Raw genomic sequence first — 26,321 nt, forward strand, 5'->3', positions numbered from 1 at the left:
AACCGGGGTTGGGGATCAGGCTGCCGCCTTGGGAAGCGTCATCAGCCGCATCAGGCTTTCTTCGTCGGCATCGCTGCCGGCGAGTTCGCCGGTCAAGCGGCCGGCGCGCAGCGTCAGGATGCGATGGCTGAGCGCCAGTACTTCCGGCAGGTCGGAGGAGATCAGCAGGATGGCGACGCCGTCGGCGGCCAGTTCGCGCAGCAGGCGGTGCAGGTCCGCCTTCGCGCCGATATCGACGCCGCGCGTCGGCTCGTCGACGATCAGCAGCCGCGGCTTCAGCTCCAGCCAGCGGGCGAGCACGACCTTCTGCTGGTTGCCGCCGGAAAGCGTGGCGATCGGCGCGTTGGCGCCGGCCGAACGCAGCTTCAGCCGGTCGCGAAAGTGCTGAAACGCGCCCTTTTCCGCCTTGCGGCGAAGAATGCCGAACGGGCCGGTGGGCACGCCGCCTGCCGCCGCGAAATTCTCGCTGATGGCAAGCGTTGGAAACAGCGACTGCTGCTTGCGGTCCTCGGGCACCAGCGCCACGCCAGCGGCAATCGCGTCGCCCGGTCCCTTGGGGCGAAAAGCCTGGCCGTTCAAACGGATGGCGCCGCCACCGATCGGGTCGGCCCCGAAGATGAGACGGGCAATCTCGGTGCGGCCGGCGCCGACCAGCCCGGCGAGACCGACGATCTCGCCGGCGCGGACGGTGAAGCTGACGCCTTCGACCGAAGCCGAGCGGGCGGAGTGTGGCCGGCTTTTCAGCGCCTCCACCTCGAGCACGATGGCGCCGGACTTGGACGGCGCATGACTGCAGTCCTCCTCGAGCAGTTCGCGGCCCACCATCCAGCGAACCAGGTCGTCGATCGTCGCGTCGGCGATGTCGCCGCGGGCGACCACGACACCGTCGCGCAACACGGTGAAGCTGTCGGCGAGTTCCTTGACCTCTTCCAGCCGGTGGCTGACGAACAGGATCGAGACGCCCTCGGCGGTGAGGGCGCGAACGACCGCCTTCAGGCGATCCACTTCGCGCGGCGTCAGCGAGGCCGTGGGTTCATCCATGATGATCAAACGCGATTTCAATGTCAGCGCGCGGCCGATCTCGACCAGTTGCTGTTCGGCGATGCTCAGATCCGCGACCCGGCGCCAGGGCGCGATCTCGGCGCCGAGCTGCCGCATCACCTCGGCCGTCTGCTGCGCCATGCGGCGCCAGTGGACCAAGCCGAAGCGGTTGAGCGGCAGGCGGCCGGCAAAGATCGCCTCGGCCACGGTCAGGTCTGGAAACAGGCTGAATTCCTGGTGGATCGTCGAGATGCCGCGCTTCTGCGCGTCATGCGGCCCCGTCAGTTCGACCGTCTCGCCGTCCAGCCGCAGCGCGCCGCCATCCGGCTTGTGGATGCCGCTCAGGAGGTTGATCAGGGTCGACTTGCCGGCGCCGTTTTCGCCCAGCAGTGCATGCACCTTGCCGGGGTGGAGCGCGAGCGAAACGCGGTCGAGCACGGTCACGCCAAAGAAGCTCTTGGAGAGATTCTCGAGGCTCAGAAACGAAGTCTCGGGCGGCGTAACGCCACCCGAGGCAGTCGTCCCGGCATCGCTGCCGATGGCGGTCATTGCGTGATCGTGCCGATGCGTTCTGCGTCGGCAAGGTTCGCCTTGGTGATGGCGACCGGCTCGACGAGGATGTTGGCGTTGGCGGGCTTCACGCCTTCGCGGATGAAATCGACCAGCGTCTTGACGGCGACCCGGCCCTGCTTGCCGGGGAACTGGTCGACCGTCGCGGCAAGCGAGCCGTCGCTGACGGCCTTCAGGGCGTCGGTCGAGCCGTCATAGCCATAGATGGCGACCTTGCCGTTGAGCTTGCGGGCTTCGACGGCCTGGGCGGCGCCGAGCGCCATGTCGTCATTGGCGGCGACGATAACCTGCGGAACCTCGGCGAGACCGGTCAGGATGTTCTCGGTGACGGCGAGCCCCTGGTCGCGGCTGAAACGCGCGGTCTGCTCGGACACGAACTTGTAGAGATCGGGCTGCTTGTCGAGGGTGGTGTGGACGCCCTGATTGCGATCGTTGGCGGTCTTGTCGCCTGGGATGCCCTGCAGGTTGATGATCGTCGCGCCCTTTGGGAACTGGGCAGCGATCGCCTCGCCCTGGCGCTCGGCGCCCTTGACGTTGTCGGCCGCGACATTGGCGAGCACTTCTGGGACGCCATTGACCGGGCGGTCGATCGTCACGACCGGCACGCCGGCGTCGATCGCGGCCTTCACGGCGGGCGCGAGCGCGTCCGCATCGGCCGGAGCGATGATGATGCCGTCGACACCCTGCACGATGGCGGCCTCGATATCGGCGATCTGCTTCGGCGCACTCAGCTGGCCATCGGCGCGCAGCACCTTAACCTTGCCGATCTTGGCGGCTTCATCTTCGAGCTGCTCCTGCAGGAACACGAAGTGCGGGAACGAGTAGGTCAGCGAGGAGACGAGGATGGTCACCTCGGCATCCTTGCCCTTCGGCTCGGCCGAAGCGTGGAAGGCAGGCGCGGTTGCCAGCGCCGCGAGCGCTATCGCGGAGATCGTTGTCTTGATCGACATCGGAAATTCCCTTGGGACTTCAGTGCCCAAGCGTCTTGGGCGGTTGATACTTCAGTATCTATATTGATTTTGTCGTGTATTGATGAAGGCAGGATGTTCTGCGGAAAGGCGAGCCGAGGAAACACAATTCCAAAACGGGGAGGCCTCGCCCGGCTGTGTCCTTTGAAAGGGCGAGCCGGGGAGCCGTATAGTCCCCTCCCCCGCCAGACGGCCCCAAGGCTAACGATCCTCTGATCGGGCCGAATGGCTGGAAGCGCGAGCGGCGGAGGCGGCGTTTCCATGCCTCCATCGGGCGGAGTTCGATTTCGGCCGGCCTGGCAGGCTGCGAGCCACCCCCGCAGGGGCGACCGGCAGACACCTCTTATGGCATCCCGTCCGAACGGGATGTCTTCTGTCACCGCGAACGATACTCATCCGGGCGGACCGTAGTTCCGCTCCTGTTGGAGAATGACGATGAGCGAATGGCTTGTAACCACGGATTGGCTCGCATCGCATCTCGGCGATGCCAAGCTGGCCGTGCTCGACTGCTCCTGGTACCTGCCCGATTCGGGCAAGCAGGCGATCGACGATTTCCGGCGCGGCCATATTCCGACCGCGCGCTTCATCGATCTGAGCGCCGTGTCGGACCCGGACTCACCCTATGTCAACATGCTGCCGTCCGCCGAGCTTTGGGCGCGCGAGATCGGCCGTCTCGGCATCGACAACGAGACGACCGTGATCGTCTATGACGCCGGCTATGTATCCGCCCGCCTCTGGTGGATGTTCCGCGTCTTCGGGCACGACAAGGTCCGCATTCTGGACGGCGGCTTGCGCAAATGGGTCGCCGAAGGGCGCCCGGTCGAGGCCGGCGATCCCGAGGAAGCCACGCCCGCGGCTTTCGAAACCGTGCTTCAGCCCGGACGGGTCGTCGACGTCGAGGCGGTTCGCGCAGCGCTCGACAGCGGCGTGACGGTTGTCGACGCGCGCACCGCCGCGCGCTTCGAGGGAACGGAAGGCTCCGGCTATCCCGGCGTGGCCAGCGGCCACATGCCCAACGCGGTCAATACGCCCTGGGCCAAATTCTTCGATCCCGCCAACAACTTCGCCTTCGTCGACGCGGACACCGCCGCCAAGGTCTTTGCCGATGCGAAGGTCGATGTCAGCGGTCCGGTGATCACCACCTGCGGTTCCGGCGTCACCGCCGCGATCCTGGGCTTCATGATCGAGCGCGCGGGCAATCCGGACTGGAAGCTCTATGACGGCTCCTGGCACGAATGGGGCCAGCGCGAGGATACGCCGAAGCGCAGCGCAGCCGCACCCAAGGCCTGACCGGCGTTCGCCAACCAGATCGCCAGTGTCCTGACTTCATTCCGTCGGGACACCGGCCTTTTGCGGCGCCGCGCGGAGCGGTATCGCTTCTAGACTTCGTTCAGCCTGGGGCTGACGACGACTTCGTTAAGACAGACCGAAGCCGGCTGGGGCACGATAACGAGGGCTGCAGCGCCCCGACCCCATTCCACGCACGCCTAGCGTCCTCGCAACAACCCTGTGTTGCGCGAGGCGAGGCCGCTATGGGCCGAGTCGGGGGCAGCCCCGCAGGTCCGCGTGCTGCGCGCGGCGGCAGCTGTCCGTCCGGGTGCCAAGCATGGCCGTCGCGTCGTTCTCTTGTCCTTTGTGGAAACGAACTCCGGCGAGCCTGCACAAAAGAACGCCGTTTCTTCTCTACCAATTCAGTCGTCTTAAAATCCTAGACAGCAACCGGGCCACGGAACAACGTGCCCGTCGCACCGGCGGACCACCGCCCGGTGCCTGGATTCAGGGAAGGACGACCATGCCGACACCCAAGACGCTTCCGATCCTCGATATCTCGAAGTTCGACGGCAGCCCGGAAGAGCGGGCCGCCTTTCTGGCCGAACTCGGCGATGCCGCCCGTGACGTGGGCTTTTTCTACCTGACGGGCCATGGCGTCCCTGACGCGCTGATCCACGACATCGTCGCGGCGTCGCGCCAGTTCTTCGCGTTGCCGGATGCCGAGAAGCTTGCCATCGAGATGGTGAACTCGCCGCATTTCCGCGGCTATACCCGGGCCGGGCTCGAGATCACGCGGGGCCGGGCCGACTGGCGCGAGCAGATCGACTTCTCCTCCGAGCGCGAGGTCCTGCCGCGCACACCGGGAACGCCGGATTGGGCGCGCCTGCAGGGTCCCAACCAGTGGCCGGCGGCGTTGCCGGAGCTGAAGCCGACCGTGCTCGAATGGCAGCGCCAGCTGACGGATCTCGGCATCCGCGTGCTGGAGGCCTTCGCGCTGGCGCTGCGCCAGGACAAGGACGTATTCGCGCCGATCTACGAGACGGGCGCTGTCCAGCACATCAAGCTGATCCGCTATCCCGGGCGCGACGCCACCGGCGGCGATCAGGGCGTCGGCGCGCACAAGGATGGCGGCTTCCTGACCCTGCTCCTCCAGGACGTGCAGGGCGGGTTGCAGGTCGAGGCGGATGACGGCAGCTGGATCGATGCGCCGCCGATCCCCGGCACCTTCATCGTTAATATTGGCGAAGTGCTGGAAATGGCGTCCAACGGTTATCTCCGCGCCACCGTGCACCGGGTCGTCACGCCGCCGGCCGGCAAGGACCGGCTCTCGGTCGCCTTCTTCCTGGGCGCTGCCCTCGACGCGCATATCCCGCTGCTCGATCTCGACGCCGACCTTGCCGCGCAGGCACTCGGCCCCACCGCGGACCCGCTCAATCCGCTATTCCGCGAGATCGGCCAGAACTACTTGAAGGGTCGGCTCCGTTCGCACCCTGACGTGGCGCAGCGCCACTACGCCGACCTCCTCGACCCCGCCGCCAAGCGCGAGCCGGCCTCGGCCTACTGATCCCTGACGAAAATTCATCGGCATCCGGAGACGCACCATGACCTTCCAGCCGACCCAATTCGAGACCAAGCGCTTCGAAACCCTCGCCGTGCACGGCGGGACCTATCGTGCCGACCCCACAACCGGCGCTGTCGCCGTGCCGATCTATCAGTCGACCTCGTTCCAGTTCCAGGATACGGACCACGCCGATAGGCTCTTCGCCCTCGACGAGCTCGGCTACATCTACACCCGCGTGGGCAACCCGACGCAGGATGCGCTGGAACAGCGGATCGCGGCGATCGAGGGCGGCGTCGCCGCGCTGGCGCTCGCCTCCGGGCAGGCCGCCTCGGCCTATTCCATCCTCAACCTGACGCGGCCGGGCGACAACATCGTCTCCTCGACCGGCCTCTATGGCGGCACCTACGCGCTGTTCAACGCGACGCTGAAGAACCTCGGCGTCGAGACCCGCTTCGTCGATCCGTCCGACCCGGAGAATTTCCGGCGCGCCACCGACAGCCGGACCCGCGCCTATTACGCGGAATCGCTGCCCAATCCGCGCCTCGAAGTGTTTCCGATTGCCGAAGTTGCTGCGATAGGGCGCTCGCTTGGCGTGCCGCTGATCGTCGACAATACAGCCGCCCCCCTCACCATCCGTCCGCTCGACCATGGCGCGGCAATCGTCGTCTATTCGGCGACGAAATATATCGGCGGCCATGGCACGACCATCGGCGGACTGATCGTCGATGGCGGCAACTTTCCTTGGGCGGACCATCCCGAGCGCTTCCCCAATCTGCACGAGCCGGACCCGAGCCATCACGGCGCGACCTGGTTGGAGAAGGCGAAGCCGCTGGGTCCGATCGCCTATGTGTTGCGCACCCGCGCCGTGCTGCTGCGCGATATCGGCGCCGCGATCTCGCCCTTCGCCGCCTTCCAGTTCATCCAGGGGCTGGAGACACTGCCGCTGCGCATCCGCCAGCACAATGAGAACGCCATCAAGGTGGCGAACTTCCTGAACGCGCATCCCAAGGTCGAGAAGGTGATCTTCCCGGGCCTGCAGAGTGGCATCGCCAAGGAACGGGGCGACCGCTATCTGAATGGCGGAAAGGGCGCGCTGGTCGGCTTCGAGGTCAAGGGCGGCCGCGACGCCGGCCGCGCCTTCATCAACGCGCTCAAGCTGTTCTACCACGTCGCCAATATCGGCGATGCGCGCTCGCTCGCCATCCATCCCTCGACCACCACCCACTCGCAGCTTTCCGTAGAGGAACAGGCTGCGACCGGCGTGACGCCCGGCTATGTGCGCCTCTCGGTCGGCATCGAGCATCCCGACGACATCATCGCTGACCTCGCCCAGGCGCTGGACCGCGCCTGACCCGCCACCCTTTTCAGGACATTGCCATGAGCATTCTCGACGGTAAGAAGCCTTCGCTGTTCGGTCGCCGCATCTCGCGGCGCACAGCCCTGACCGGGGGCGGCGTGCTGGCCGGCGCCGCCTTCCTCGGCGTCGCGCCGACCTTCTCGGCCCGCGCCGGCAATCGCACCAAGATCCGGCTCGCCTGGACCGAATTCGCCGCCTGCCATTCGCCGATCGCCTTCGGCGTCGCCAAGGGCATCTATGACAAGCACGACCTCGACATCGAGCTGTTTTACCAGGGCGCCAGCGGCCAGACGCTGGTGCAGTCGCTCGCGACCGGCAAGGCCGATGCCGGGGCCGGCCTGTTGCTCGACTGGGTCAAGCCGCTGGAACAAGGCCTCGACGTCAAGCTGTTCGTCGGCTCGCATGGCGGCTGCACCCGGCTGCTCGCCTCCAAGGCCTCCGGCATCACCACGCTGGAAGGGCTGAAGGGCAAGACCATCGTCAGCTACGACCCGGCCAGCCCGCCCAAGCACTCTTTCCAGATCGCGCTGGCGCGCGCCGGCATCGATCCCGAACAGGACGTCAACTGGAAGGCGGTGCCGTTCGATCTCGTCGGCGCGACGGTCGACCGCGGCGAGGCAGATGCGCTCGCCCATCTCGATCCCTGGGCCTATTCGCTGAAGAAGAAATACGACCTGGTCGAGATCGCCAACACCCAGACCGGCATCTTCGCCGACAAGGTCTGCTGCGTGCTCGGCGTCAACGGTCCGTTCCTGGAGGCCAACCGTGACGCAATCCGCCGCCTGGCCGAGGCCAATATCGAGATCCACGAATATACCGGCAAGCATCCGGAAGAAGTGGCGAAGTGGTATCTCGACAACCTCAAGCCGGACCTGGCACTGGCCGATCTCTCCGACGATCTCGGCTCCTTCGTTTATCACATCCACCCGATCGGCCCGGAACTGGTCGAGCAGGTGAAATGGGCGGCCGAGGACCTGCAGCTGATCAAGGTGATCGATGCCTCGACCGACCCGGCCGAACTGGCACAGCGCGTCACCGCTAACCTGCTCGCCTGAGCGATCCATGGCCGACACCACGCAAACGGCCGGAGGCGCGCTCGCGTCTTCGGCACTCTCCGGCGAGATCTGGCGCAACGGCCTGCTGGCCGCGGCGAGCTGGCTGCTGGCGGCCGCCGTGACGGCCGGCTTCACCGACGTCGTGCCCTGGGGCCAGACGCAGCTGTTCGCGCTGCTGCTGGCGATCGGCGCCGGCGGGTTCGTCTTGCTCGCCTTCACCGTCCATCGCCTCGGCGCCATCGGCCGCAAGCTGGTTCACTATGGTGCGTGGTGGATCGCGCTCGGTCTCTGGCTGGCCGCCTGGGAGGTGTCGACGGCAAAGCTCGGCTGGCTGCCAAAGCCGTTCTTCTCGCCGCCGCAGGGGCTGCTGCATGTCTATATGACGGATTGGGACCGGCTGCTCGTCTGCATGCTCTATTCGCTGCGTCTCTGGGGGCTCGGCTTCTTCTCCGGCATCGCGATCGGCTTCGTCGTCGGCGTTGCGCTCGGCTGGTCGAAGCGCTTCAGCTATTGGGGCATGCCGCTCTTGAAGCTGATCGGGCCGGTACCGGCCAGCGCCTGGATTCCGAGCGCCTTCTTCGTCTTCCCGACCACTTTCGGCGCCTCGATCTTCCTGGTGGCGCTGGCTTCCGGTATCCCCGTCATCATCCTGACCGCCTCGGGCGTCGCCTCGGTCAACCGCTCGCTTTACGATGTCGCCCGCACGCTCGGCGCCGATCGCCGTTTCCTCGTGTTGAAGGTGGCGATCCCCGCCGCGCTGCCCAACGTCTTCGTCGGCCTGTTCATGGGCCTCTATTCCTCCTTCGCCGTTCTCGTCATCGCCGAGATGCTTGGCGCCAAATACGGGCTCGGCTGGTATCTGCAGTTCCAGACCGCCTATTCCGCCTATGCCAATGTCTATGCCGCGCTGATCCTGATGGCGCTGCTCTGCTCGGGGCTGGTGAAGCTGCTCTTCGTCGGGCGCGATCGCCTGCTCGGCTGGCAGAAGGGGATCGTGCAATGGTAGCGGCTGTCGCCTCGGCGCCGGAACCGGCTGGAACCGGCCTCGCCATCGAATTGCGCAACGTCTCGCATGCTTATGACCTGCCATCCGGCCGGCTGGCGGTGCTGGAGAGCATCGACCTCTCGATCGCGCCCGGCGCCTGCGTGGCCCTGCTCGGGCCCTCCGGCTCCGGCAAGTCTACGCTGCTGCGCCTCGTCGCCGGGCTCGAACGGCCGGAGACGGGCAGCGTGCTCGCCGACGGCGTGCCGTTGGAGAACCCCGATCCGTCCCGCGTGCTGGTGTTTCAGGATCCCACGCTGTTTCCCTGGCGCACCGTCCGCCGCAATGTCGCGCTCGGGCTCGAGGCGCAGGGCCGGCTCAAGACCGAGGGCCATCGCATCGACGAGGCCATTTCCCGCGTGCGGCTCGCCGAATTCGCCGACGCCTTGCCCCATCAGCTCTCCGGCGGCATGGCGCAACGCGCGGCTTTGGCGCGAGCCCTCGTAAACGATCCGCGCCTGTTGTTGCTCGACGAGCCACTTGGCAAGCTCGACCAGCTGACCCGCCTCACCATGCAGGGAGAATTGCTGTCGCTCTGGCAGCAATCCGGTTTCACCGCGCTGCTCGTCACCCACGATGTCGAGGAAGCGCTGCTGCTGGCGGATCGCGTCATCATCTTCAGCGACCGCCCGGCCCGCATCGTCGGCGAGCGTCGGGTCGCGCTTCCCCACCCCCGCAATCGTGCGGGCACGGAACTGATCGCGCTGCGGCGCGAAATCCTGCAGCTTCTTGGCGTCAGCGAGGCGATATGAGCCGGCAATGGATTTCCCGCCAAAGACTGCTTTCCCGCGACGCCCTGGGTACCGGGCTGCTCGCCGCCGGCATCCTGGCGCTCCTCGCGGCGCTCGCCTGGTGGGCGCTGGTCTTCGTCAACGTCGCTGAAAACACCAGCCTGACAATCCCGGCGGCGGTGCCCTGCCTCATCAACACCTCTGACCTCTGCTCGCTGGCGATGTCGCTCTGCGGCTCCGGCCACTGGCTCGGCATCCCTCGCTATTGGGAGGGGTTGTTCTGGGTCGGCGCGGCGCTGACGCTGGCCGCCGGCGCCTTCCAGCTGGTGGTGGCGACGGCTGGATCAACGGAAACGGGAACACAGTTGGGCGGGAAGAATTGAAATGGATTTTTCCGCATTCTGCCTGTTTCGTAAGCAGTCATGCTTCGCCATTCATCGATGTTGATGGAATGATCATCGAAGTCTCGCGGGGCTGAACCGCACGATTGCAGAATAACGACAATGAATTGAACCCAGACGGGCAGGACTCGTTCGAGGAATGATGAATCATGGCGATTTCTAATAAAACTATTGTGAATAAGACTGTCGCGGCGCTTGGCGCATTGCTGGTCTCGGCTTCGATGCTGGCCGGCGCGGCGCAGGCCGGCGAGACGCTCGACAAGATCAAGTCGCGCGGCCAGATCAAGGTGGGCGTCGGAACGTTGCCCGGCTTCTTCTCGCCCGACAGCAATGGTAAGTGGCAGGGCTTCTTCATCGATTTCGGCCGCGCCCTGGCGATCACCGTCTTCAACGACCCGGACAAGGTGGAATTCACCTCATCTTCGCCGCAGCAGCGTCTGCCCGCGCTGCAGGCGGGCGAGTTCGACGTGCTGCTATCGGGCGTGACGCAGACGATCACCCGCTCGTTCAAGCTCGGCTTCCATTTCGGCCCGATTATCTTCTATGACGGCCAGGGCCTGCTGGTCGCCAAGTCGCTCGGCGTGAGCAAGGGTTCGGAGCTCGACGGCGCTACCATCGGCGTGCAGAGCGGCACGACGGGCGAACTGAACATCGCCGACTTCTTCCGCAAGAACGGCAAGAAGTTCACCCCTGTCGTCATCGAGGACACCAAGGAATTCGTCTCGGCGCTGGAGACTGGCCGCGTCGACGCGCTGACGCAGGACGCCTCGGATCTCGCCCTGAAGCGGGCGCAGTTCGCCAAGCCGGATGATTTCCTGCTGCTGCCGGAGCGCCTGTCGAAGGAGCCGCTGGCGCCCGCCATCCGCGCCGGCGACGACCAGTGGCTCGAGATCGTCAACTGGACCGTCTATGCGACGATCCAGGCGGAAGAGTTCGGCATCACCAAGGAAAATGTCGACAGCTTCCTGACCAGCGAAGACCCGGCGATCAAGCGCTTCCTCGGCGTCGACCCGTCGCTCGGCGGGGCGATCGGCCTCGACCCGAAGTTCGCCTACAACATCATCAAGTCGCTTGGCAATTACGGCGAGATCTTCGAACGCAACATCGGGAAGTCGACGCCGGTCGGCTTCGAGCGCGGCTACAACCAGCCCTGGACCCAGGGTGGCCTGCTCTATTCGCCGCCGTTCCGCTAGGCGCCAAGGGTCCATGACCGCGCTCGGTCCGGACGCTCCGGCGCCCGGCTCTCCCCTCCTGAAGAACCTTCTGGGTGAGCGTCCGCTCACCCAGATTCTCCTGTTTGTCGGGGTGCTCGCCGCCTTCGGCTTCCTCGGCCAGACCATGGCGACCAATATGGGTCGCGTCGGCATCACGCCGGGCTTCGCCTTTCTCGCCCGTCCGACCAATTTCGAGATTGGCGAGACGCTGATCGCCTACTCGTCGCAGAGCAGCTTTGCCCGCGCCATCCTGGTTGGCCTGCTCAACACACTGCTGGTCTCGGCGGTCGGCTGCATATTGGCGACGGTGCTGGGCGTCGCCCTCGGGCTTGCCCGCCTGTCCGACAATCCGCTGCTCTCCGGCTCGGTCCGCGCCTATGTCGAGCTGATCCGCAACACACCGCTGCTGCTGCAGCTCTTCTTCTGGAGCGCCACGTTTCACGCTCTGCCGGCCGCGCGGAAGGCGTTCGAGCCGGTCGCCGGCGTCTATCTCAGCAATCGCGGCATCTACATCCCGGCGCTGCGTTTCGAGAGTGGGCTCGCCGCGACGGTGGCTCTCGCCAGCCTTGCCATCGCCTTGCTGTTGCTCTGGCGGCGCAAGCGCATCGGGCTTTCCGCACCGACCGCATCCGCCGTCTCGGTGATCGGCCTCGTGGTGGTGATCTCCGCGCTCGCCGCCACCGGCGGTATGCGCGCAGAAATTCCGTCGCTGAAAGGCTTCAACATCACGGGCGGCCTGTCGCTGACGCCGGAATTTGCCGCCTTGCTCGTCGGCCTCGTCGTCAATGCGGCCGCCCTGATCGCCGAGATCGTCCGCAGCGGCATCCAGTCGGTGCCCCGGGGACAATGGGAGGCGGCTCGCGCGCTCGGCCTGCCTCGCGGGCTGATCTTCGCCAAGATCGTGCTGCCGCAGGCGTTGCGGGTGATCACGCCGCTGATGACGTCGACCTATCTGAGCCTGACCAAGAATTCGAGCCTAGCGGTCGCCATCGGCTATCCCGATCTCGTCTCGATCCTCAACACTGCCGCGAACCAGACCGGGCAGGCGCTGGAGACGATCCTGATCATGGCGTCGGTCTATCTCACCATCAGCTTCGCCGTCTCGTTCGCCATAAACCGCTACAACAAACGCTACGCCCTCAAGGGGCTCGGACGATGACGATGGCGCTGTCGGAACTGATCGGCCGCGCCGCAGGCCGCAAGCCTCTCACCTGGGCCGAGCGGTGGTCGCTCTGGCGGCGCGGCCTGTTCGGATCGCCGGTCAACCTCGCCATCACGGTGGCATTTCTGGTCTTCGTGTGGTTCGTGGTCGCGCCCTTCCTGCGCTGGGCGCTGGTCGATGCCACTTGGTTCGGCACGGCGAAGGATTGCGCCGAGCGATCCGGCGCCTGCTGGGCCTTCATCACCGAGAAGGGCAGGTTCATCCTGTTCGGCCTCTATCCGAACGACCGGGACTGGCAGGCGGCGTTGTCGGTGGCGCTGGTGGGAACGCTGGTCGTCGTGACCGGCATGCCGCGCTTCTGGAACCGCCGCCTGGTCCTGGTGTGGCTCGCGGCGCTCGGCGCGGCGCTGGCCGTGATGTCCGGCGCGCTTACCGGTCAGCTGGTGCCGACCGACAAATGGGGCGGCTTTCCGTTGACGGTGCTGCTCTCGGTGATCGGCTTTGCCGGCGCATTTCCGCTCGGCATCGGACTGGCACTGGCGCGGCGATCGGAGATGCGCCTGCTGCGCTGGATGGCGATCGCCTTCATCGAGGTGATGCGCGGCGTGCCGCTGATCGCCGTGCTCTATGTCTCGACGCTGATCTTCCCCCTGATGCTGCCGGCAGGCGCGGCGATCGACAAGCTCGCCCGGGCTCAGATCGCCATCATCCTGTTCGTCGCCGCCTACATGGCCGAGATCGTTCGAGCAGGGCTGCAATCGTTGCCGGCCGGCCAGTATGAGGCGGCGCGCTCGCTCGGCCTGTCCTGGGGCGCGATGATGCGGCTCGTGGTCCTGCCGCAGGCGCTGCGTGCCGTCATTCCAGCCTTCGTCAATCTCGGCATCGGACTGTTCCTCGATACGACGCTGGTGATCGTCATCGGCCTGTTCGACTTCCTGAATACGGCGCGGGTGGCGGCGACCGACGTCAACTGGAACGGCTCCTACAACGAGGCCTACACCGTCGCGGCGCTGGTCTATTTCAGCCTGAGCTATGCCGCCTCGCGCTACAGCCTGTGGCTGGAGAAAAGGCTCCGCGTCGGCGGTCCGCTGGATCGATAGAATTGCGGACGGCGGGTCGGCCACGCCGTTGCGCCAGACGGGCAGGATCGTGGCCAGCACCCCCGGCCACTTCGCGCATCACCCCGTCGGTGACGAGGCCGGCAACACCCTTCTTCACCATAAGGGCGCACCAGATGCCGGCATCGGTGATGTCCATGGCATCGGCCAACACGATCACGCCTTCGGTAGTCGCCCCGATGGCGCTGCGGGTTGAAATCGGCGTCGACCAGCTGCAGGGCCGATAGCTCACTGGTCGCGATCTATGATCGCGTCGCGGCCAAACAACTCAATATCTTCCATCATGGCTTGGAATTGGCCCGACGACCGAAAGCGGTCAATGTTGGCTCGGAGGTCGGCCTCAATGATGGCCCGCTGGGCAGGAGAAATCCGGCCGTTAACTTCGGCGGCGTTGACGGCGCGGGACTTTATATAGTCCAGCAGTTCCACCGGCAGCACAAACTGGCCTGGGCCGAACGTGCCTCGGTTCACCGCGATCTTCGTCCCCAGCCACCTATTATGAGGCGGCACCACGTAACCGAAGATGGAAAGCGGCCCGATCTTGGCGAACGTCATGGCCATGCCGCTCGGCTCGGCGCTGGGAAAATCGATCTCGACCGCCCGGCGCGTAGCGGTTCATGTTGTTGGGTAGGTTCTGGATAGTTGTTTCGGAGATGCCCGGGAAGGGAAGGATGTGCTGCTCGAAGACGCCTGGATTGCTGATGTCTCCGCGAATGAAGCTCTCCCACGTGGCAAGGGCGGCGCGTGCGGCTTTCGACTGGGCGGCCGTAATGCTCTGCAGGCGGTTTTCCCGTATCAGAAGCACGAGAACGCGCCACGAAAGGCTCGCGCAAAACCTCGCCAGCCAGTCCCCGTAGACGAGCTTGAGGCCGTCGTCCTTGGTGTACGGAAGGAACAACTTGTCGGCGAACTGGCGCTCGAAGCCGCTGAAGAGCTGCTCGCAATCGCGGCAAAGCAGCCGGATCTTGATTCCGTCCTGGGCGCGGCGGTTGGGTGTCCGCGCGTTGCGCAGGTGGCCTGTGCCGCCAGATTTCTTAAGCCACCTGAAGACGAACGCCGGTAAGATGTGGCTCGCCCGCAGTTCCGCCCCTTCTTGGCAGAACGCGCAGTGATCCTTACTGACATAGCGGTCGACCCATATGGGCGAGGAGGCCAGCCCGGTCATAGCGGCGCTATCCATCCTGCTTGCTTCCCCGCGCGACGATCTGAAGAGCGCCATCGGGCAGCGGCTTCTGCATGCCGGGCACTTCATTCGCCGGCGCCGTCATCCACCGCTCGATCTCGTCCTCGGTCCGCAAAATGACGGGCATCGCCTTCGGATGAATGGCGCCAACCTCGCATTAGGCTCCGTCGTCAGAAAGCCGAACAGGTCATTGGTGGTCTCTCCCTCTCTCACCTTCCGTACGCTCGTCCAGTTGGCCCAGATGCCGGCGAAGAAGGCGAGCGGCCGATCCTCGGCGAGCGCGAACCAGATGTCGCCACCAGCCTCTCGGTTGAATTCCGAGAATGAGGTGAAAGGGACGAGGCAACGGTTCTCGATGCCGAGCCAGCGCTGCCAATGCTTGCTGCCGATGTTGCGGATATTGGTCGTGCCGGTATCCGGCTCCATCCGCAGCAGTTCCGTGAAGTCGACTGCCTTGCCCTTCGCCTCGAGCTTGGCAGCGCGCTTCTTGGTTGCCTCCATGAGGGCGAACTGAGACGACGGCATGCCCCACCGGGCGAGCGCCAGCTCGCGAACCCCGTCTGGGGCGTTCCGCACGATCGGCGCGGGATAGTCGGGGAAGATGCCCGGCATCGGCGGAAGATTGCCGGTTTGATCACGCATCGCTCGAGCGATTGCGCGGATGGCATCCTGGTTCCGGGTCATCGAGTAGAGGTTGCACATGCCACGAGCCTATCGAGGCTGCGCAAAAAGGGAAGCCCAGCCTCGGAAGTTCGAAAGCGAGCATAGGATTCAACTCCTAGTCTCATTGACTCTCTCGCACATGAGAACAAAATAAGAACATCAGCGTGCGGAGAGTAGCGATGGGCGACCCGGCCGAGAATGTCGACCTGGTGCAAGAGGCACTGGACAAGTGTGTGAGAAGCCTCTTGGCATCCCACAACGGGGATCCGCTCGTCGTGATCGAAACGCTTCTGCTCGCCGTGGATGCGCGGGCGGAGCGCGTCTCTTTTGGTTTCGTGCGGGGATGTCTGCCCGCAATTACCTGTCGGAATGATTGATGTCGGTCGAGACGCTCGGAGACGCTTGGCGCGCAGGCTGGACCGTCTCGGCGCGCTGCAAGGGGCGCAATGCGAGACCGAAGAACGGCACGAAGCCCTGCCTTCAGCAGGTCGACCTTGATATGTGAACGCTGCTCTGGACACGCGGCGCGGACTTCCCGATCGCAATGCTCTCGGATCGCCCCATGTGCCCTTCCTGTCGCTCCCGCCACATGAGCGACAATGACCTCAACCGCCTCGAAGCTCTCTTCGGTCCGCTTGCCGGTGCCGCCGGCGGAGATGAGGAGGCAGATCAGGGCGGAGAGGGCGAGGAGAGCGTCTGAGGCGGAGCGTCAGCGCATCGCCATCGACGCCGAGCGGATTAAGGCGCGGTGCCAGACTCTGGATGGCTTCATAGAAGAATTCTGGACCGTTCTCGAGCCGAAGCGCGAGCTGAAGGGGTTGGAGAAAGCCGCCCATGTGGCTCTAGATGAGAACTATGCGGCGATCGCAGCCGGGCAAGCGGCCAAGACCGAGGGGCAGAAATACAGGGCCATGGGTCGATCTGAAGCCGCCATTCGCATCCGGCGACCGCATCCGCTCTCTCGCCTCTCCCGCGCCGAAGGGAGAGGACCAATGAGCATCGACTACATCTGCAGCTATTACGGCGTGCCGGCAAAAGTTGGTGGCCGTGTCGAATACACCGGTTCCGGCAAGAAGCAGCTAGGCACGATCACTGGCGCGCTGGGCCAACGTCTGGAAATCAGGCTCGACGGCCACAAGAACTCGTTCCCGTACCACCCGACTTGGGAGCTTCGTTATCTCGCCTCTCCCGCGCCGAAGGGAGAGACGTGATGGGGCAGCGGGCCGCAACGTTCACAGAAGTGGATCTCAAGCGCCATACGCACTGCAACCAAGGCCGACCTTGAGGTGAAAGGCGTCGAGATCACCCGAATGGGCACCATTCGGCTCCTGCAAACCGTCACCGACGAAAAGATCGAGGTTGACGACCTGGAGCGCCGTGACATCGCCCGTATGGTGGCGGAAAAGAAGGTCCGGGCGATGCAGCGTCATCCTCTCGTGCAACCGGTTAGCGGGGTCGGGCGTCTTGCACATGCTTTTGGGCGCGGACGGTAGGCGGGCGCGTCGCTCACCGTCTCCACGGTAGGCACCGAGCTCACCCCTGGTCATCGGCGGTACCCGGTCGCGGCCGCTCCGCTAATCCTCATCAAAAGCGAGCATCATACGGCCATAACGTATCGATCCTGAAACGCTCGCGCAATCGTAGGGAGGAATGCAGCGGGCGTTCGCCTCAGGCGGTCCAGCCGCCGTCGATGGTGAGGCTTTCGCCTGTCATATAGCCGGCACCGACGCCAGTCAGCCAGGCGGTGAGATCGGCAATCTCGTCAGCCTTGCCGATCCGCCCCAGCGGCAGCTTCGGCACTATGTACTCCATCAGATCCGCCGTCATATCTGTCTCGATTGGGCCTGGCTGGATATTGTTGACAGTAATCTGGCGCGGAGCGAAGTCGAGGGCGGCTCCACGCACGAGCTGGGCCACGGCAGCCTTTGTCATCGCATAGACGCTGGAGCCCGCGGAGCCGACCCGCTCAGCAGTGTTGCTGCCGATCGTGACGATGCGGCCGCCGTCGAGCAGATGCGGCGCCGCATAATGAATCGCTGCGAACACGCCGCGGACATTAACGGCGGCCATACGATCGAAGTCGGCGATGGTGAAGCGGTCAATGGTGCCGCCGATTAGGATGCCGGCATTGACAACTAGCACGCCAAGACTGCCGAAGCGCTCAACGGTGGCTTCTATAGCGAGACGGACTGCTTCCGGATCGGCGCTGTCGGCGGCGATGGCGAAAGCAGAGCCGCCTTCCTGCTCGATTTCCGCTGCGAGCGCGGCTGCCATGGCCGGCGAACTCACATAGGTGAACGCAACCGGGCGGCCATCCGCCGCGAGGCGACGGACAATGGCAGCGCCCATACCGCGCGAACCGCCGAAGACGAGGGCCGGCGATGTGTCGGAGAAAAAAGAGGACATGCGAGAGTTCCGTTATTGATTGATCAGTCCACAATTCCTCACCGTTATGGACTGGAGAGTCAAGAAAATTCTGGACTTGCCGTTCAAGAATGATAGAGTGCAGCCATGGCCAGACCTCCGGAATTCGATCGCAACGAGGCGATCGCCCGCTCTATCAAGGTGTTCGCCCGGCACGGCTTCGAGGCTGCCTCGACGAACGACCTCATCAAGGGCATGGGAATCGGCCGGCAAAGCCTCTACGGCGCCTTCGGCGACAAACGCGGCCTTTTTCTCGAAGCACTGCGTCGCTATTCGGAAGACTCGCTTCAGCAGATGAAGGACGCATTGGCGGAGGGACCGGTCACCGAGTCCATAGAGGCAGCCTTGTTGGTCGGCCTCGGCTCCAGCCGAGACATCGAAAGTGGCTGCCTGGGTGTCGGGTCAATCATTGAGTTCAGTCGCGAGGATGAAGACATCACCGCCCTGAACGACAAGGCCGGCGCAGCCGTGATTGCATCGTTCGCGGAGCGGGTTCGCGAGGGCATCGCCGCCGGCGTGCTCGATCCTGATCTCGACGTTGATGAGGCTGGTCGCATGCTTCTCGCCTTGCGATCCGGGCTCAAGGTCGCGGCTCGGGGCGGCGCGACAATGGCCGAGCTTCGAACGACGGCGCTCCTCGCGATGCGCGGGCTGACGTTGGCTGCTCGCGATCGGTGAGCGGGGCTCCGCTCTCGGAAGTCTCCTTCGCAGACAAAGCAGGGCGCCGGCGCGAAGCCACCGATTTGGTGCAGCCTTATCCCGGACTATCCGTTAATCGAGTCCCGAAAGACCCGGACAGGAAATCGATCCCGTGAGTGTGGCGTTTGTCAAAGAGGAGAGCTCCGAGGCCGCGTCGGAGACGATTCTGCCCGCGCGCCCCCATCTCCGATCCCATCAACCTTGTCACGGAGGCAGACCTCCGTCTCCTGCAGAGTGATACTAGTCAGGGCGCGAGCGGCTCTTGATGCGGGCGATGCGCTGGAAGACGTCAATGAGAGTCGTCGGCTGTCGGCACTTCCCGTTCGCGATAACCGCTACTACGCGGAGCGGGTCCGCATGGCCCAGGTGTCTCCCCCTCCGACTTCGAATGACCTGATTGCCTTCGGTCACGCCGTCTCCTTCGAGCGCGACGATGGCCGCCAGCAGACCTTTCCGGATCGTGGGCGAGGACGAGGCCGACCCATCACAAGGTTCGATATCGCATGGCTCGCCAGTGGCTATCGCCTGGCTCGGTAAACGCGTCGGTGACGTTGTTCAACTCGGCAACCACGAACTCGAGATTCTCTCCGTCGCACAGCCAAACCGACCCAGCGAGAAGAGCTGCATTTCCATGCGCTGATGCTCGGAGCGTCCGCTCTCCGGCCAAGAGCGACAGACCACTCCCGGCACATCACAACTGAGCGCCGGCCTCGAGCAGTGGTTGCCTCAAATATGCCGTCGCGCGAAGTCGCCCCATCAACTGTCTTCTCGGCCGTCCGGACGAACCAGATCTAGGTGAGTGACGCCAAGGGCGTGTGGCGGCATCCGTAAGCACCATCGCATCCTCCGCAGGGTACCAAACTCTGCGAGGATGGCCTCAGTACCCTGCCCGATCCCCTATCGAGCTCTTGGCTACCCGGGGGGACACCCAGGAACTGCTCTGGGCGACAAATGGCGGAAAATCAACGGATGATGCCGCGTCTTGAACGTCGGCGAACTAGCGTGGGGGGTTTTGGTAGCGGAGGAGGGACTTGAACCCCCGACACGCGGATTATGATTCCGCTGCTCTAACCAGCTGAGCTACTCCGCCCCAGGACCGGCGCTTGGGGCGCCGGCTGGAATGGCCCGCTTATAGGGAGCCGGGCCGAGGGCTGTCAAGCAGCCAGAACGCTTCAGGCCCGTTCAAACACAAGCAGTGTGAAAAACCCGATCGGACCCACCCGCCGGCGGTCGACCAGGCGCAGATCGGAGCGGCCCAGGATGCGGCTGATGTCGAAATCCATGTGCCAGCCGAGCGCTGCGGAAAGCGGCGCCAGACGCTCGCCGAGCCAGCCGCGCCAGCCCTTCTGCTCCGGGAAATGACTGACCAGCACGACGGCGCCGCCAGGCTTGGTGACGCGGGCGAGTTCGCCCATCACGGCGCGCGGATCCGGCACCACGGTCAGCACGAACATGGCGACGGACGTGTCGAAGCTGGCGTCCGCCATCTGCAGGTCGCCGGCATCGGCGACTTCCAGCGCCTCGACATGGTCGAGCTTGCCCGCCGTGACGCGCTCGCGCGCAATCTCCAGCATTTCCGGCGACAGGTCGATGCCGGTGATGCGATGGCCGGTGCTGTAATGCGGCAGCGAGATGCCGGTGCCGACGCCGCATTCGAGAATGCGACCGGCCGGCAATTCGTTGACGAAGGCGACGGCGGCGCGCCGGCCCGATTCGAAGACATAGCCGAATACCCGGTCGTAGACCGGCGCCCAGCGGGCGTAGGTATTGCGAACGGCGTTCTCGTCGATCCGGTTGGAAGAACGGCGTTTGCTCGCAAAGGACTTCCACTTGCGGGCGACGTCTTCAAAGAATTCCGGCATTGCTCTCCCTCATGCTGCGGCGACGGTATCCGTCACGATCAGGCGGCGAAGCGCCTGCTCCGCCTCGGCGTCGCGTTCGGCCCGGCTGATCCAGCCGCCGCCGAGGACGCGAGCCCCCTCTCCCTGGCCCGCGTAGAATACGCAGGCCTGGCCCGGCGCGACACCTGTCTCGCCGTCGATCAGCGAGACCTGGGTCTCGCCATCCTTCTGCACGATCTGCGCCCGCTGCGGCGCGCGCGTCGAGCGGACGCGGGCATAGATCTCCATCCCGTCGGCGCCGATCGCCTCCAGCGGCGCATCGCCCAGCCAGTTGACGTTGCGCAGCACCAGCCGGCGGGCGGCGAGCGCCTCGCGCGGGCCGACGATGACCCGGCCGCGCCGCGCGTCGAGATGGATGACATAGAGCGGATCGGCCGAGGCGATGCCGAGCCCGCGCCGCTGGCCGACCGTGTAATGGATGATGCCCTCGTGCCGGCCAAGCACGCGGCCATCGATATGCACCACCTCGCCGCCCTCGGCCGCGCCCGGCTTCAGCCGCTCGATGACGTCGGAATACTTTCCGTTCGGCACGAAGCAGATGTCCTGGCTGTCATGCTTGTCGGCGATCTCCAGGCCGAGCTCGCGGGCGATGGCGCGCGTCTCCGGCTTGGTCAGATGGCCGAGCGGGAAGCGGATGAAATCGAGCTGCTCGGGCGTCGTCGCGAACAGGAAATAGCTCTGGTCGCGGTCGAGGTCGGCGGGGCGGAACATGCCGCGATGGCCGTTCGGCTGCAGCCGGCTCTGGACATAATGGCCGGTGGCGAGCGCCGCCGCGCCCAGCTCGCGCGCCGTGGTCAGCAGGTCGGAGAACTTGACGGTCTGGTTGCAGGAGACACAGGGGATCGGCGTCTCGCCAGCGATGTAGCTCTCGGCGAAGCGGTCGATGACCGACTTGCGGAAGCGCTCCTCATAGTCGAGCACGTAGTGCGGGATATCGAGCCTCTCCGAGACGCGGCGGGCGTCGTGGATGTCCTGCCCGGCGCAGCAGGCGCCCTTGCGGTGCGTCGCCTCGCCATGATCGTAGAGCTGCAGCGTCATGCCGACGACGTCATAGCCCTCGCGTTTCAGCAATCCCGCGACAACCGACGAATCGACCCCGCCCGACATGGCCACGACGATGCGCGTGTCCTCGGGGCGGCCGGGAAGATCGAGACTGTTGAGCATGGTGGGAATGCCTTGCCGGGATGCCGCACGAACAGGTTTCAGGCCGCGGCAGAAACGCAGGAGGCGGCAGAGCCGCGTTAAGGGCGGGACTATAGCGGCGATCGCGTCATCTTCAAGGCGCAAGCGTCGCCACAACCTGGAATGGGAGCGTCCCGGATGCCCGGAATGGCTGCGGCGCTGAGGCGACCGGCCGTCGCGCCCGCGCTGATTTCGGGCGGCTGCAGGCGGTTGCAAACCTTACCGAAGCGTTGCCGGGGGCTTAGTCAATTTTTAAAGCCGACGTCGTAGTCTCGCCTTCGACAAGGTCAGGTTGAGTGTGTGAGAGTAGAATGACCGATCAAATGCGTCCGCGCGTCAAATATGTTATCGGACCGGACGGTAGTCCGCTTACGATTGCCGATTTGCCGCCGCGGGACACGAAACGTTGGGTTATCCGCCGTAAGGCAGAAGTTGTCGCGGCGGTGCGGGGGGGCCTGCTCAGCCTTGAAGAGGCGTGTCAGCGTTATACGTTGACCGTCGAGGAATTCATCTCCTGGCAGCAATCGATCGACCAGCACGGCCTTGCCGGGCTGCGGACGACGCGGATTCAGCAATATCGCCAGTAGATCGGGCAACCGGGCCACCGGTTGACCTTCAAAAGCACCAAGAGGCCGGCGGCAACGCCGGCCTTTTCTTTTGGATTTTTTCAACGTCTCGCCGGTCGGTTGGCCGGGGCACCTGTTCGCCTTTCGACTCAACAGAGACCCTCCCCACGGGAGCCACCCTCCGCCGTCATCCCGGCGAAGGCCGGGATCCAGACCCACCGGCTTGGACCAGAAGGTCGGACCAAATTTGCTTGGCCGGTGTTTATGGGCCCCGGCCTGCGCCGGGGCGACGACCTGCCTGGGCGCAGTGGACTGCGTGGCGGCCTTGGAGCCTCTGCAAGGAGGCTCCTCCGAAAGAATTAAAGCCGCATCCCCACCCTCCGCCGTCATCCTCGCGGAAGCGAGGATCCATACGACCGAAGCTTCAGCCATCTGGCGCCCAACGCCTCCCTGGATGGATCCCGAGTCTCCGCCCAGGATGACCGAGAGCGTGGGGCGGGCGAAGGCGGCCCCCTCAGAGCGTCAGCGTCTCGCCGATCGCCGGGACCGCCACCTTGGTGTCGGCGCCCTGCATGGCCTCGACGAAGGTGTCCGCCGTCGCGTCGAGCAGGCCGAAGGTGGCGTAGTGGCAGGGGATCACCGTCTCGAAATGGAAGAAGCGTCGCGCCGCGAGCGCCGCGACCTTGCCGCCCATGGTGAAGCGGTCGCCGATCGGCAGAATGCCGATCTTCGGCTGGTAGATCTCGTCGATCAGCGCCATGTCGGAGAAGATGTCGGTATCGCCGGCGAGGTATAGGGTCTTTTCGCCGGGGGCCGCGATGACCAGGCCATGTGGATGGCCGAGCGAATGCGAGACGCCGTTCTCGTCCAGCGTGGCGGAGGAATGGTGCGCCACCGTCATCGAGACGCGGAACGCGCCCTGGTCGGTGGTCCCGCCCGTGTTCATCGGGTCGACCTTGGCGACTCCCTTATGGGCGAGATAGCTGGCGAGATCCGCATCCGCCACCACCTTGGCGCCGGTCTTCGCCGCGATCGCGACCGTGTCGCCCAGATGATCGCCATGGCCATGCGTCAGCAGGATATGCGTGACGCCGCGCGTCCAGGCCTCTTCATTGCCGGGAAAGCTTGGATTGCCGGTGAAGAAAGGGTCGATCAGGATGACGGCGCCGTCGATCTCGACGCGAAAGGCCGAATGGCCGAGCCAGGTAAGCTGCATGGAGAGATTCATCCTTCTGTCGAATTTCAGCTCCAATATGGCGGCGGCGGGCCGATTAAACACCCCCGCGGGCGCGCAATCTTGCCGCGCCCCGGCGGGCTTGCTTGCCGCGCGCGGCATGATCCGTGATAAGGGCGGGTGAACCGACCGGAGGGAACGTGACGGACATGGAAGCAACCGCGCCGAAGGCCGCCCGCCCAGGGCTGATGAAGCGGCTCTTCGACCGATGCATGGAACTCTCGGCCGGGCCGCATGCGCTCTGGCTGTTGGCCGTGGTGTCCTTCGCCGAAGCGTCGTTCTTCCCGATTCCCCCCGATCCGATCCTCGCCGCCATCGTGCTGGCGCGGCGCGAGCGCGCCTGGATCGCGGCCCTGGTCTGCACGGTCTTCTCGGTTTTGGGCGGCCTTGCCGGCTATGCCATCGGCGCCGGGCTCTACGAGGCGATCGGCCAGCCGGTCATCGTCTTCTACAATCTGCAGGAAGCCTTCCATACCTTCCAGCTGCGCTTCGACGAATGGGGCGGCTGGATCATCGTCGCCAAGGGGCTGACGCCGATCCCGTTCAAGCTGGTGACGATCGCCTCGGGCGTGGCGCATCTGAACCTCGCCACCTTCATCATCGCCTGCATCATCACGCGCGGGCTGCGCTTCTTCCTGGTGGCGGGGCTGTTCTATACCTTCGGGCCGCAGGCGCGCGCCATCATCGACCGGCATTTCTCGACGGTGATGATCGTCGGCACGATCGTCGTCATCCTCGGCTTCGTCGCCGTCATCTACATCTGAAGGCGACCATGACCGGCACCATCCTGGATTTCGCGGAACTGCAGCAGGCGCTGCCGCCGGCCGCCGCCCTGATCGGCCTCGATCTCGGCACCAAGACGATCGGCGTCGCGATCTCGGATCTCGGCCGGCGCATCGCCTCGCCGCTGGTCCTGATCAACCGCGTGAAGTTCACCCAGGACGTCGAGGCGCTGACCAAGGTGATCCGCGAGCGCCAGGTCGCGGGCATCATCATCGGCCTTCCGCTCAACATGGACGGCTCGGAAGGCCCGCGCGCCCAGGCGACGCGCGCCTTCGTGCGCAATCTGCTGCCGAAGATCGACATCTCGGTGTCGTTCTGGGACGAGCGATTGTCGACCGTGGCGGTGACACGCACGCTGCTCGAGGCCGATACCAGCCGCAAGCGGCGCGGCGAGCTGGTCGACAAGATGGCGGCCGCCTTCATCCTGCAGGGCGCGCTCGACCGCATGCAGAAGATCACGCGCGACATCCAGGACGCGCGCGATCTCGAGGACGATCAGCCTTTCGGGCAGATATAGTCGACAAAGGCGCGCGCATCGAAGCGCGCGTCGAGCATGCCATAGGTCGAACGCCATGGCTTGCCGAGGCGCGATTCCAGGAACGCGTCGGCGATCACCGCCGGGAAGCGGCGGCGCATCGCGGCGGCGGCAACCGTCATGGCCAGCTGTTCGACCAGGATTCGGGCCGAGCCTTCGTCGGCCAGCGCCACGGCGGTGGCGGCGCGCAGCACGTTGAGCGTCGAGCGGGCGGCCTGGCCGAGCCCGTCCTCGATCACCCGCAGCACTGCTTCGAGCGAATCCGAGGAGCGGCGCAGGATCCGCAGCACGTCGAGGCAGAGCACGTTGCCGGGGCCGTCGGCCAGCGCCGGCGCCAAGGCGTCGCGATAGAGCCGCGCCAGATGGCTTTCCTCGACGAAACCGTTGCCGCCGGTGCACTCGATCGCCTCGGCGACCACGGACGGGGTCACCTTGGTGATCCAGTATTTCACCACCGGCGTCATCAGCCGCGCGAAGGCGGCCTCCAGCGGATCGTCATGCGAGCGGTCGACGGCTTCCGCCAGGCGGAAGGCGAGCGCCGCCGACGCCGTGACGTCGAGCGCCATGTCGGCCAGCACGCGGGTCATCAGCGGCTGGTCGAGCAGCGGCGCGCCGAAGGCCTTGCGGTGGCGCGCATAATGCACCGCTTCCGCCAAGGCTGCGCGCGAAATTCCGGCCGAGGTGACGGCGCTGTCGACGCGGGTCAGCGTCACCGTCTCGTTGATGGTCGAGACGCCGCGCCCGGCCTCGCCGACCAAGAAGCCGGTCGTACCGGGGAATTCGACCTCTGCGACCGCGTTGGAGCGGGTGCCGAGCTTGTCCTTGAGGCGCGCCAGGCGGATCGGGTTGCGCTTGCCGTCGGGCAAGAAGCGCGGCACCAGGAAGAAGGAGAGCCCTTCCAGCGTCTGCGCCAACACCAGCAGCGCGTCGCTCATCGGCGCCGAGACGTACCATTTGTGGCCGACCAGCCGGTAGCTGCCATCGCCCGAGGCCTCGGCCCGTGTCGAATTGGAGCGAAGGTCCGAGCCGCCCTGCTTCTCGGTCGTGGCGAAGGCGAACAGCGCGCCCGCCTTCTGCGCCGAGGGGATGACGCGCGAATCGTAGCGCCTCGAACGGATCATCGGCAGCCAGGTTTCGGCGAGCTTCGGCGCGTGCGCGAGCGCCGCGACGCTGGCGCTGGTCACCGACATCGCGCCGACATGGCCGGCCTCGACCTGCGCGGTCATGTAGATACGGGCGGCGCGGGCAACGGCGCGAACGCTGGCCTCGTCGCCGCTGGCGTCCCAGATCGACGCCTGCAGCCCTGCGGCCACGCTGCGCCGCATCAGGGCATGGTAGGCAGGGTGGAACTCGACCGTATCGGCGCGGCGCCCGGCTGCGTCATGCGTCTTGAGGACCGGCGGCACGGCGTTGGCCAACCGCGCGAGATCGGCCATCTCGGCCGATCCCCATTGCTGACCATGGGTTGCAAGCCCCTCGACCACCGGTCGCGGCAGGCCCTCGACTAGGGCGGCCAGCACCGGGTCGGACGCATAAAGGTTCGCGCCGACGCGAAACGCGACCTGGTTGTTGACTTCGTGCGTCTCATAATCCGGCGAAACCATGCGTCTCCTGCCCCGTCCTCGGCCCGCGTCCCTTATGGCCCGCCAAGGTTAATAG

General features: G+C 65.4%; 26 protein-coding genes, 1 tRNA gene and 3 pseudogenes. 17 read left to right on the forward strand and 13 right to left on the reverse strand.

The annotated features are described in order from the left end of the window. Positions 1-15: 15 nt before the first annotated feature. Positions 16-1,590, reverse strand: coding sequence for a sugar ABC transporter ATP-binding protein (locus ABIE08_RS11845; protein WP_354551157.1), 1,575 nt, complete (start codon positions 1,588-1,590; stop codon positions 16-18). After that, entirely contained in the window at positions 1,587-2,561 is a 975-nt protein-coding gene (locus ABIE08_RS11850) for a substrate-binding domain-containing protein (RefSeq protein ID WP_354551158.1), read from the reverse strand. Before ABIE08_RS11850 ends, ABIE08_RS11845 begins: the two co-directional genes overlap by 4 nt. Before the next feature lie 453 nt (positions 2,562-3,014). Here ABIE08_RS11850 and ABIE08_RS11855 point away from each other — a divergent pair, with 453 nt between their 5' ends. The 10 genes from ABIE08_RS11855 to ABIE08_RS11900 all read left to right on the forward strand — a co-directional run bounded on the left by ABIE08_RS11855 (position 3,015) and on the right by ABIE08_RS11900 (position 13,474). Further along, on the forward strand, positions 3,015-3,869 hold the full coding sequence (locus tag ABIE08_RS11855) for a sulfurtransferase (protein WP_354551160.1): 855 nt from the start codon (positions 3,015-3,017) through the stop codon (positions 3,867-3,869). Positions 3,870-4,371: 502 nt separating this feature from the next. Then, complete coding sequence (locus ABIE08_RS11860) at positions 4,372-5,415, forward strand: isopenicillin N synthase family dioxygenase (RefSeq protein WP_354551162.1); 1,044 nt, start codon at positions 4,372-4,374, stop codon at positions 5,413-5,415. A 37-nt stretch (positions 5,416-5,452) separates the two neighbouring features. Continuing rightward, on the forward strand, positions 5,453-6,763 hold the full coding sequence (locus ABIE08_RS11865; RefSeq protein ID WP_354551164.1) for an O-acetylhomoserine aminocarboxypropyltransferase/cysteine synthase family protein: 1,311 nt from the start codon (positions 5,453-5,455) through the stop codon (positions 6,761-6,763). Between the two features lie 26 nt (positions 6,764-6,789). Beyond that, complete coding sequence (locus ABIE08_RS11870; RefSeq protein WP_354551165.1) at positions 6,790-7,824, forward strand: ABC transporter substrate-binding protein; 1,035 nt, start codon at positions 6,790-6,792, stop codon at positions 7,822-7,824. Between the two features lie 7 nt (positions 7,825-7,831). Next, positions 7,832-8,830: an ABC transporter permease gene (locus tag ABIE08_RS11875; protein WP_354551167.1), complete on the forward strand. Its 999-nt coding sequence runs from the start codon at positions 7,832-7,834 to the stop codon at positions 8,828-8,830. Next, positions 8,824-9,618, forward strand: coding sequence for an ABC transporter ATP-binding protein (locus ABIE08_RS11880; protein WP_354551169.1), 795 nt, complete (start codon positions 8,824-8,826; stop codon positions 9,616-9,618). The genes ABIE08_RS11875 and ABIE08_RS11880 overlap by 7 nt, the downstream gene beginning before the upstream one ends. After that, on the forward strand, positions 9,615-9,980 hold the full coding sequence (locus ABIE08_RS11885; protein WP_354551170.1) for a hypothetical protein: 366 nt from the start codon (positions 9,615-9,617) through the stop codon (positions 9,978-9,980). Before ABIE08_RS11880 ends, ABIE08_RS11885 begins: the two co-directional genes overlap by 4 nt. A 239-nt stretch (positions 9,981-10,219) precedes the next feature. After that, positions 10,220-11,191, forward strand: coding sequence for an amino acid ABC transporter substrate-binding protein (locus ABIE08_RS11890; RefSeq protein ID WP_436409549.1), 972 nt, complete (start codon positions 10,220-10,222; stop codon positions 11,189-11,191). A gap of 13 nt (positions 11,192-11,204) precedes the next feature. Further along, positions 11,205-12,371, forward strand: a complete 1,167-nt coding sequence (locus ABIE08_RS11895) for an amino acid ABC transporter permease (RefSeq protein WP_354551174.1) — start codon at positions 11,205-11,207, stop codon at positions 12,369-12,371. Further along, positions 12,368-13,474 carry an amino acid ABC transporter permease gene (locus ABIE08_RS11900; protein WP_354551176.1) on the forward strand — a complete coding sequence of 369 codons (1,107 nt, stop codon included), beginning with the start codon at positions 12,368-12,370 and terminating at the stop codon, positions 13,472-13,474. The genes ABIE08_RS11895 and ABIE08_RS11900 overlap by 4 nt, the downstream gene beginning before the upstream one ends. Positions 13,475-13,480: 6 nt before the next feature. On the opposite strand, the pseudogene ABIE08_RS11905 reads toward ABIE08_RS11900, so the two are convergent. The 4 genes and pseudogenes from ABIE08_RS11905 to ABIE08_RS11920 all read right to left on the reverse strand — a co-directional run. Next, positions 13,481-13,712 (reverse strand): annotated as a pseudogene (locus tag ABIE08_RS11905) (ribonuclease activity regulator RraA); the annotation flags it as partial. 8 nt (positions 13,713-13,720) lie between these two features. Beyond that, the gene (locus ABIE08_RS11910; protein ID WP_354551177.1) at positions 13,721-14,047 is read right to left on the reverse strand and encodes a hypothetical protein; all 327 of its coding nucleotides are present in this window, start codon (positions 14,045-14,047) and stop codon (positions 13,721-13,723) included. Further along, on the reverse strand, positions 13,989-14,657 hold the full coding sequence (locus ABIE08_RS11915) for a hypothetical protein (RefSeq protein WP_354551179.1): 669 nt from the start codon (positions 14,655-14,657) through the stop codon (positions 13,989-13,991). The genes ABIE08_RS11910 and ABIE08_RS11915 overlap by 59 nt, the downstream gene beginning before the upstream one ends. 7 nt (positions 14,658-14,664) lie before the next feature. Then, a pseudogene (locus ABIE08_RS11920) lies at positions 14,665-15,377 on the reverse strand (SOS response-associated peptidase). Between the two features lie 140 nt (positions 15,378-15,517). Here ABIE08_RS11920 and ABIE08_RS11925 point away from each other — a divergent pair. Together ABIE08_RS11925 and ABIE08_RS11930 are read left to right on the forward strand one after the other, a co-directional pair. Then, a complete protein-coding gene (locus ABIE08_RS11925) occupies positions 15,518-15,715 on the forward strand; it encodes a hypothetical protein (protein ID WP_354551180.1) in 198 nt (65 codons plus the stop codon). Between the two features lie 222 nt (positions 15,716-15,937). Beyond that, entirely contained in the window at positions 15,938-16,549 is a 612-nt protein-coding gene (locus tag ABIE08_RS11930) for a hypothetical protein (RefSeq protein WP_354551182.1), read from the forward strand. A gap of 36 nt (positions 16,550-16,585) precedes the next feature. Here the strand turns inward: ABIE08_RS11930 and ABIE08_RS11935 are convergent, their stop codons facing one another. Together ABIE08_RS11935 and ABIE08_RS11940 are read right to left on the reverse strand one after the other, a co-directional pair. Then, on the reverse strand, positions 16,586-16,768 hold the full coding sequence (locus tag ABIE08_RS11935; RefSeq protein ID WP_354551184.1) for a hypothetical protein: 183 nt from the start codon (positions 16,766-16,768) through the stop codon (positions 16,586-16,588). Between the two features lie 238 nt (positions 16,769-17,006). After that, a complete protein-coding gene (locus ABIE08_RS11940; protein ID WP_354551186.1) occupies positions 17,007-17,744 on the reverse strand; it encodes an SDR family oxidoreductase in 738 nt (245 codons plus the stop codon). Positions 17,745-17,849: 105 nt separating this feature from the next. On the opposite strand from ABIE08_RS11940, the gene ABIE08_RS11945 reads away from it, so the two are divergent. Next, positions 17,850-18,440: a TetR/AcrR family transcriptional regulator gene (locus ABIE08_RS11945; RefSeq protein ID WP_354551187.1), complete on the forward strand. Its 591-nt coding sequence runs from the start codon at positions 17,850-17,852 to the stop codon at positions 18,438-18,440. A 133-nt stretch (positions 18,441-18,573) separates the two neighbouring features. Next, positions 18,574-19,101 (forward strand): annotated as a pseudogene (gene greA / locus ABIE08_RS11950) (transcription elongation factor GreA). Positions 19,102-19,474: 373 nt separating this feature from the next. Here the strand turns inward: greA and ABIE08_RS11955 are convergent. From ABIE08_RS11955 to mnmA, 3 genes are all read right to left on the reverse strand, one after another. Continuing rightward, positions 19,475-19,551 (reverse strand) — tRNA-Met (locus ABIE08_RS11955). Between the two features lie 82 nt (positions 19,552-19,633). Next, entirely contained in the window at positions 19,634-20,323 is a 690-nt protein-coding gene (locus ABIE08_RS11960) for a class I SAM-dependent methyltransferase (RefSeq protein ID WP_354551189.1), read from the reverse strand. A 9-nt stretch (positions 20,324-20,332) separates the two neighbouring features. Continuing rightward, the gene (mnmA, locus tag ABIE08_RS11965; protein WP_354551191.1) at positions 20,333-21,526 is read right to left on the reverse strand and encodes a tRNA 2-thiouridine(34) synthase MnmA; all 1,194 of its coding nucleotides are present in this window, start codon (positions 21,524-21,526) and stop codon (positions 20,333-20,335) included. Between the two features lie 329 nt (positions 21,527-21,855). On the opposite strand from mnmA, the gene sciP reads away from it, so the two are divergent. Next, entirely contained in the window at positions 21,856-22,131 is a 276-nt protein-coding gene (gene sciP, locus ABIE08_RS11970; RefSeq protein WP_026303994.1) for a CtrA inhibitor SciP, read from the forward strand. Positions 22,132-22,624: 493 nt separating this feature from the next. Here the strand turns inward: sciP and ABIE08_RS11975 are convergent, their stop codons facing one another. Beyond that, positions 22,625-23,326: a metal-dependent hydrolase gene (locus ABIE08_RS11975; RefSeq protein ID WP_354551193.1), complete on the reverse strand. Its 702-nt coding sequence runs from the start codon at positions 23,324-23,326 to the stop codon at positions 22,625-22,627. Between the two features lie 167 nt (positions 23,327-23,493). Here ABIE08_RS11975 and ABIE08_RS11980 point away from each other — a divergent pair, with 167 nt between their 5' ends. Together ABIE08_RS11980 and ruvX are read left to right on the forward strand one after the other, a co-directional pair. Then, on the forward strand, positions 23,494-24,108 hold the full coding sequence (locus tag ABIE08_RS11980; protein WP_354551681.1) for a YqaA family protein: 615 nt from the start codon (positions 23,494-23,496) through the stop codon (positions 24,106-24,108). A gap of 8 nt (positions 24,109-24,116) precedes the next feature. After that, entirely contained in the window at positions 24,117-24,644 is a 528-nt protein-coding gene (ruvX, locus tag ABIE08_RS11985; RefSeq protein WP_354551195.1) for a Holliday junction resolvase RuvX, read from the forward strand. Here ruvX and ABIE08_RS11990 read toward each other — a convergent pair. Beyond that, the gene (locus ABIE08_RS11990; protein WP_354551197.1) at positions 24,623-26,266 is read right to left on the reverse strand and encodes an acyl-CoA dehydrogenase family protein; all 1,644 of its coding nucleotides are present in this window, start codon (positions 26,264-26,266) and stop codon (positions 24,623-24,625) included. The two genes, ruvX and ABIE08_RS11990, sit on opposite strands and share 22 nt — an antisense overlap. Positions 26,267-26,321: the final 55 nt, after the last annotated feature.

It is taken from the genome of Kaistia defluvii (assembly GCF_040548815.1).
GTDB classification, from domain to species: Bacteria; Pseudomonadota; Alphaproteobacteria; order Rhizobiales; family Kaistiaceae; genus Kaistia; species Kaistia defluvii_A.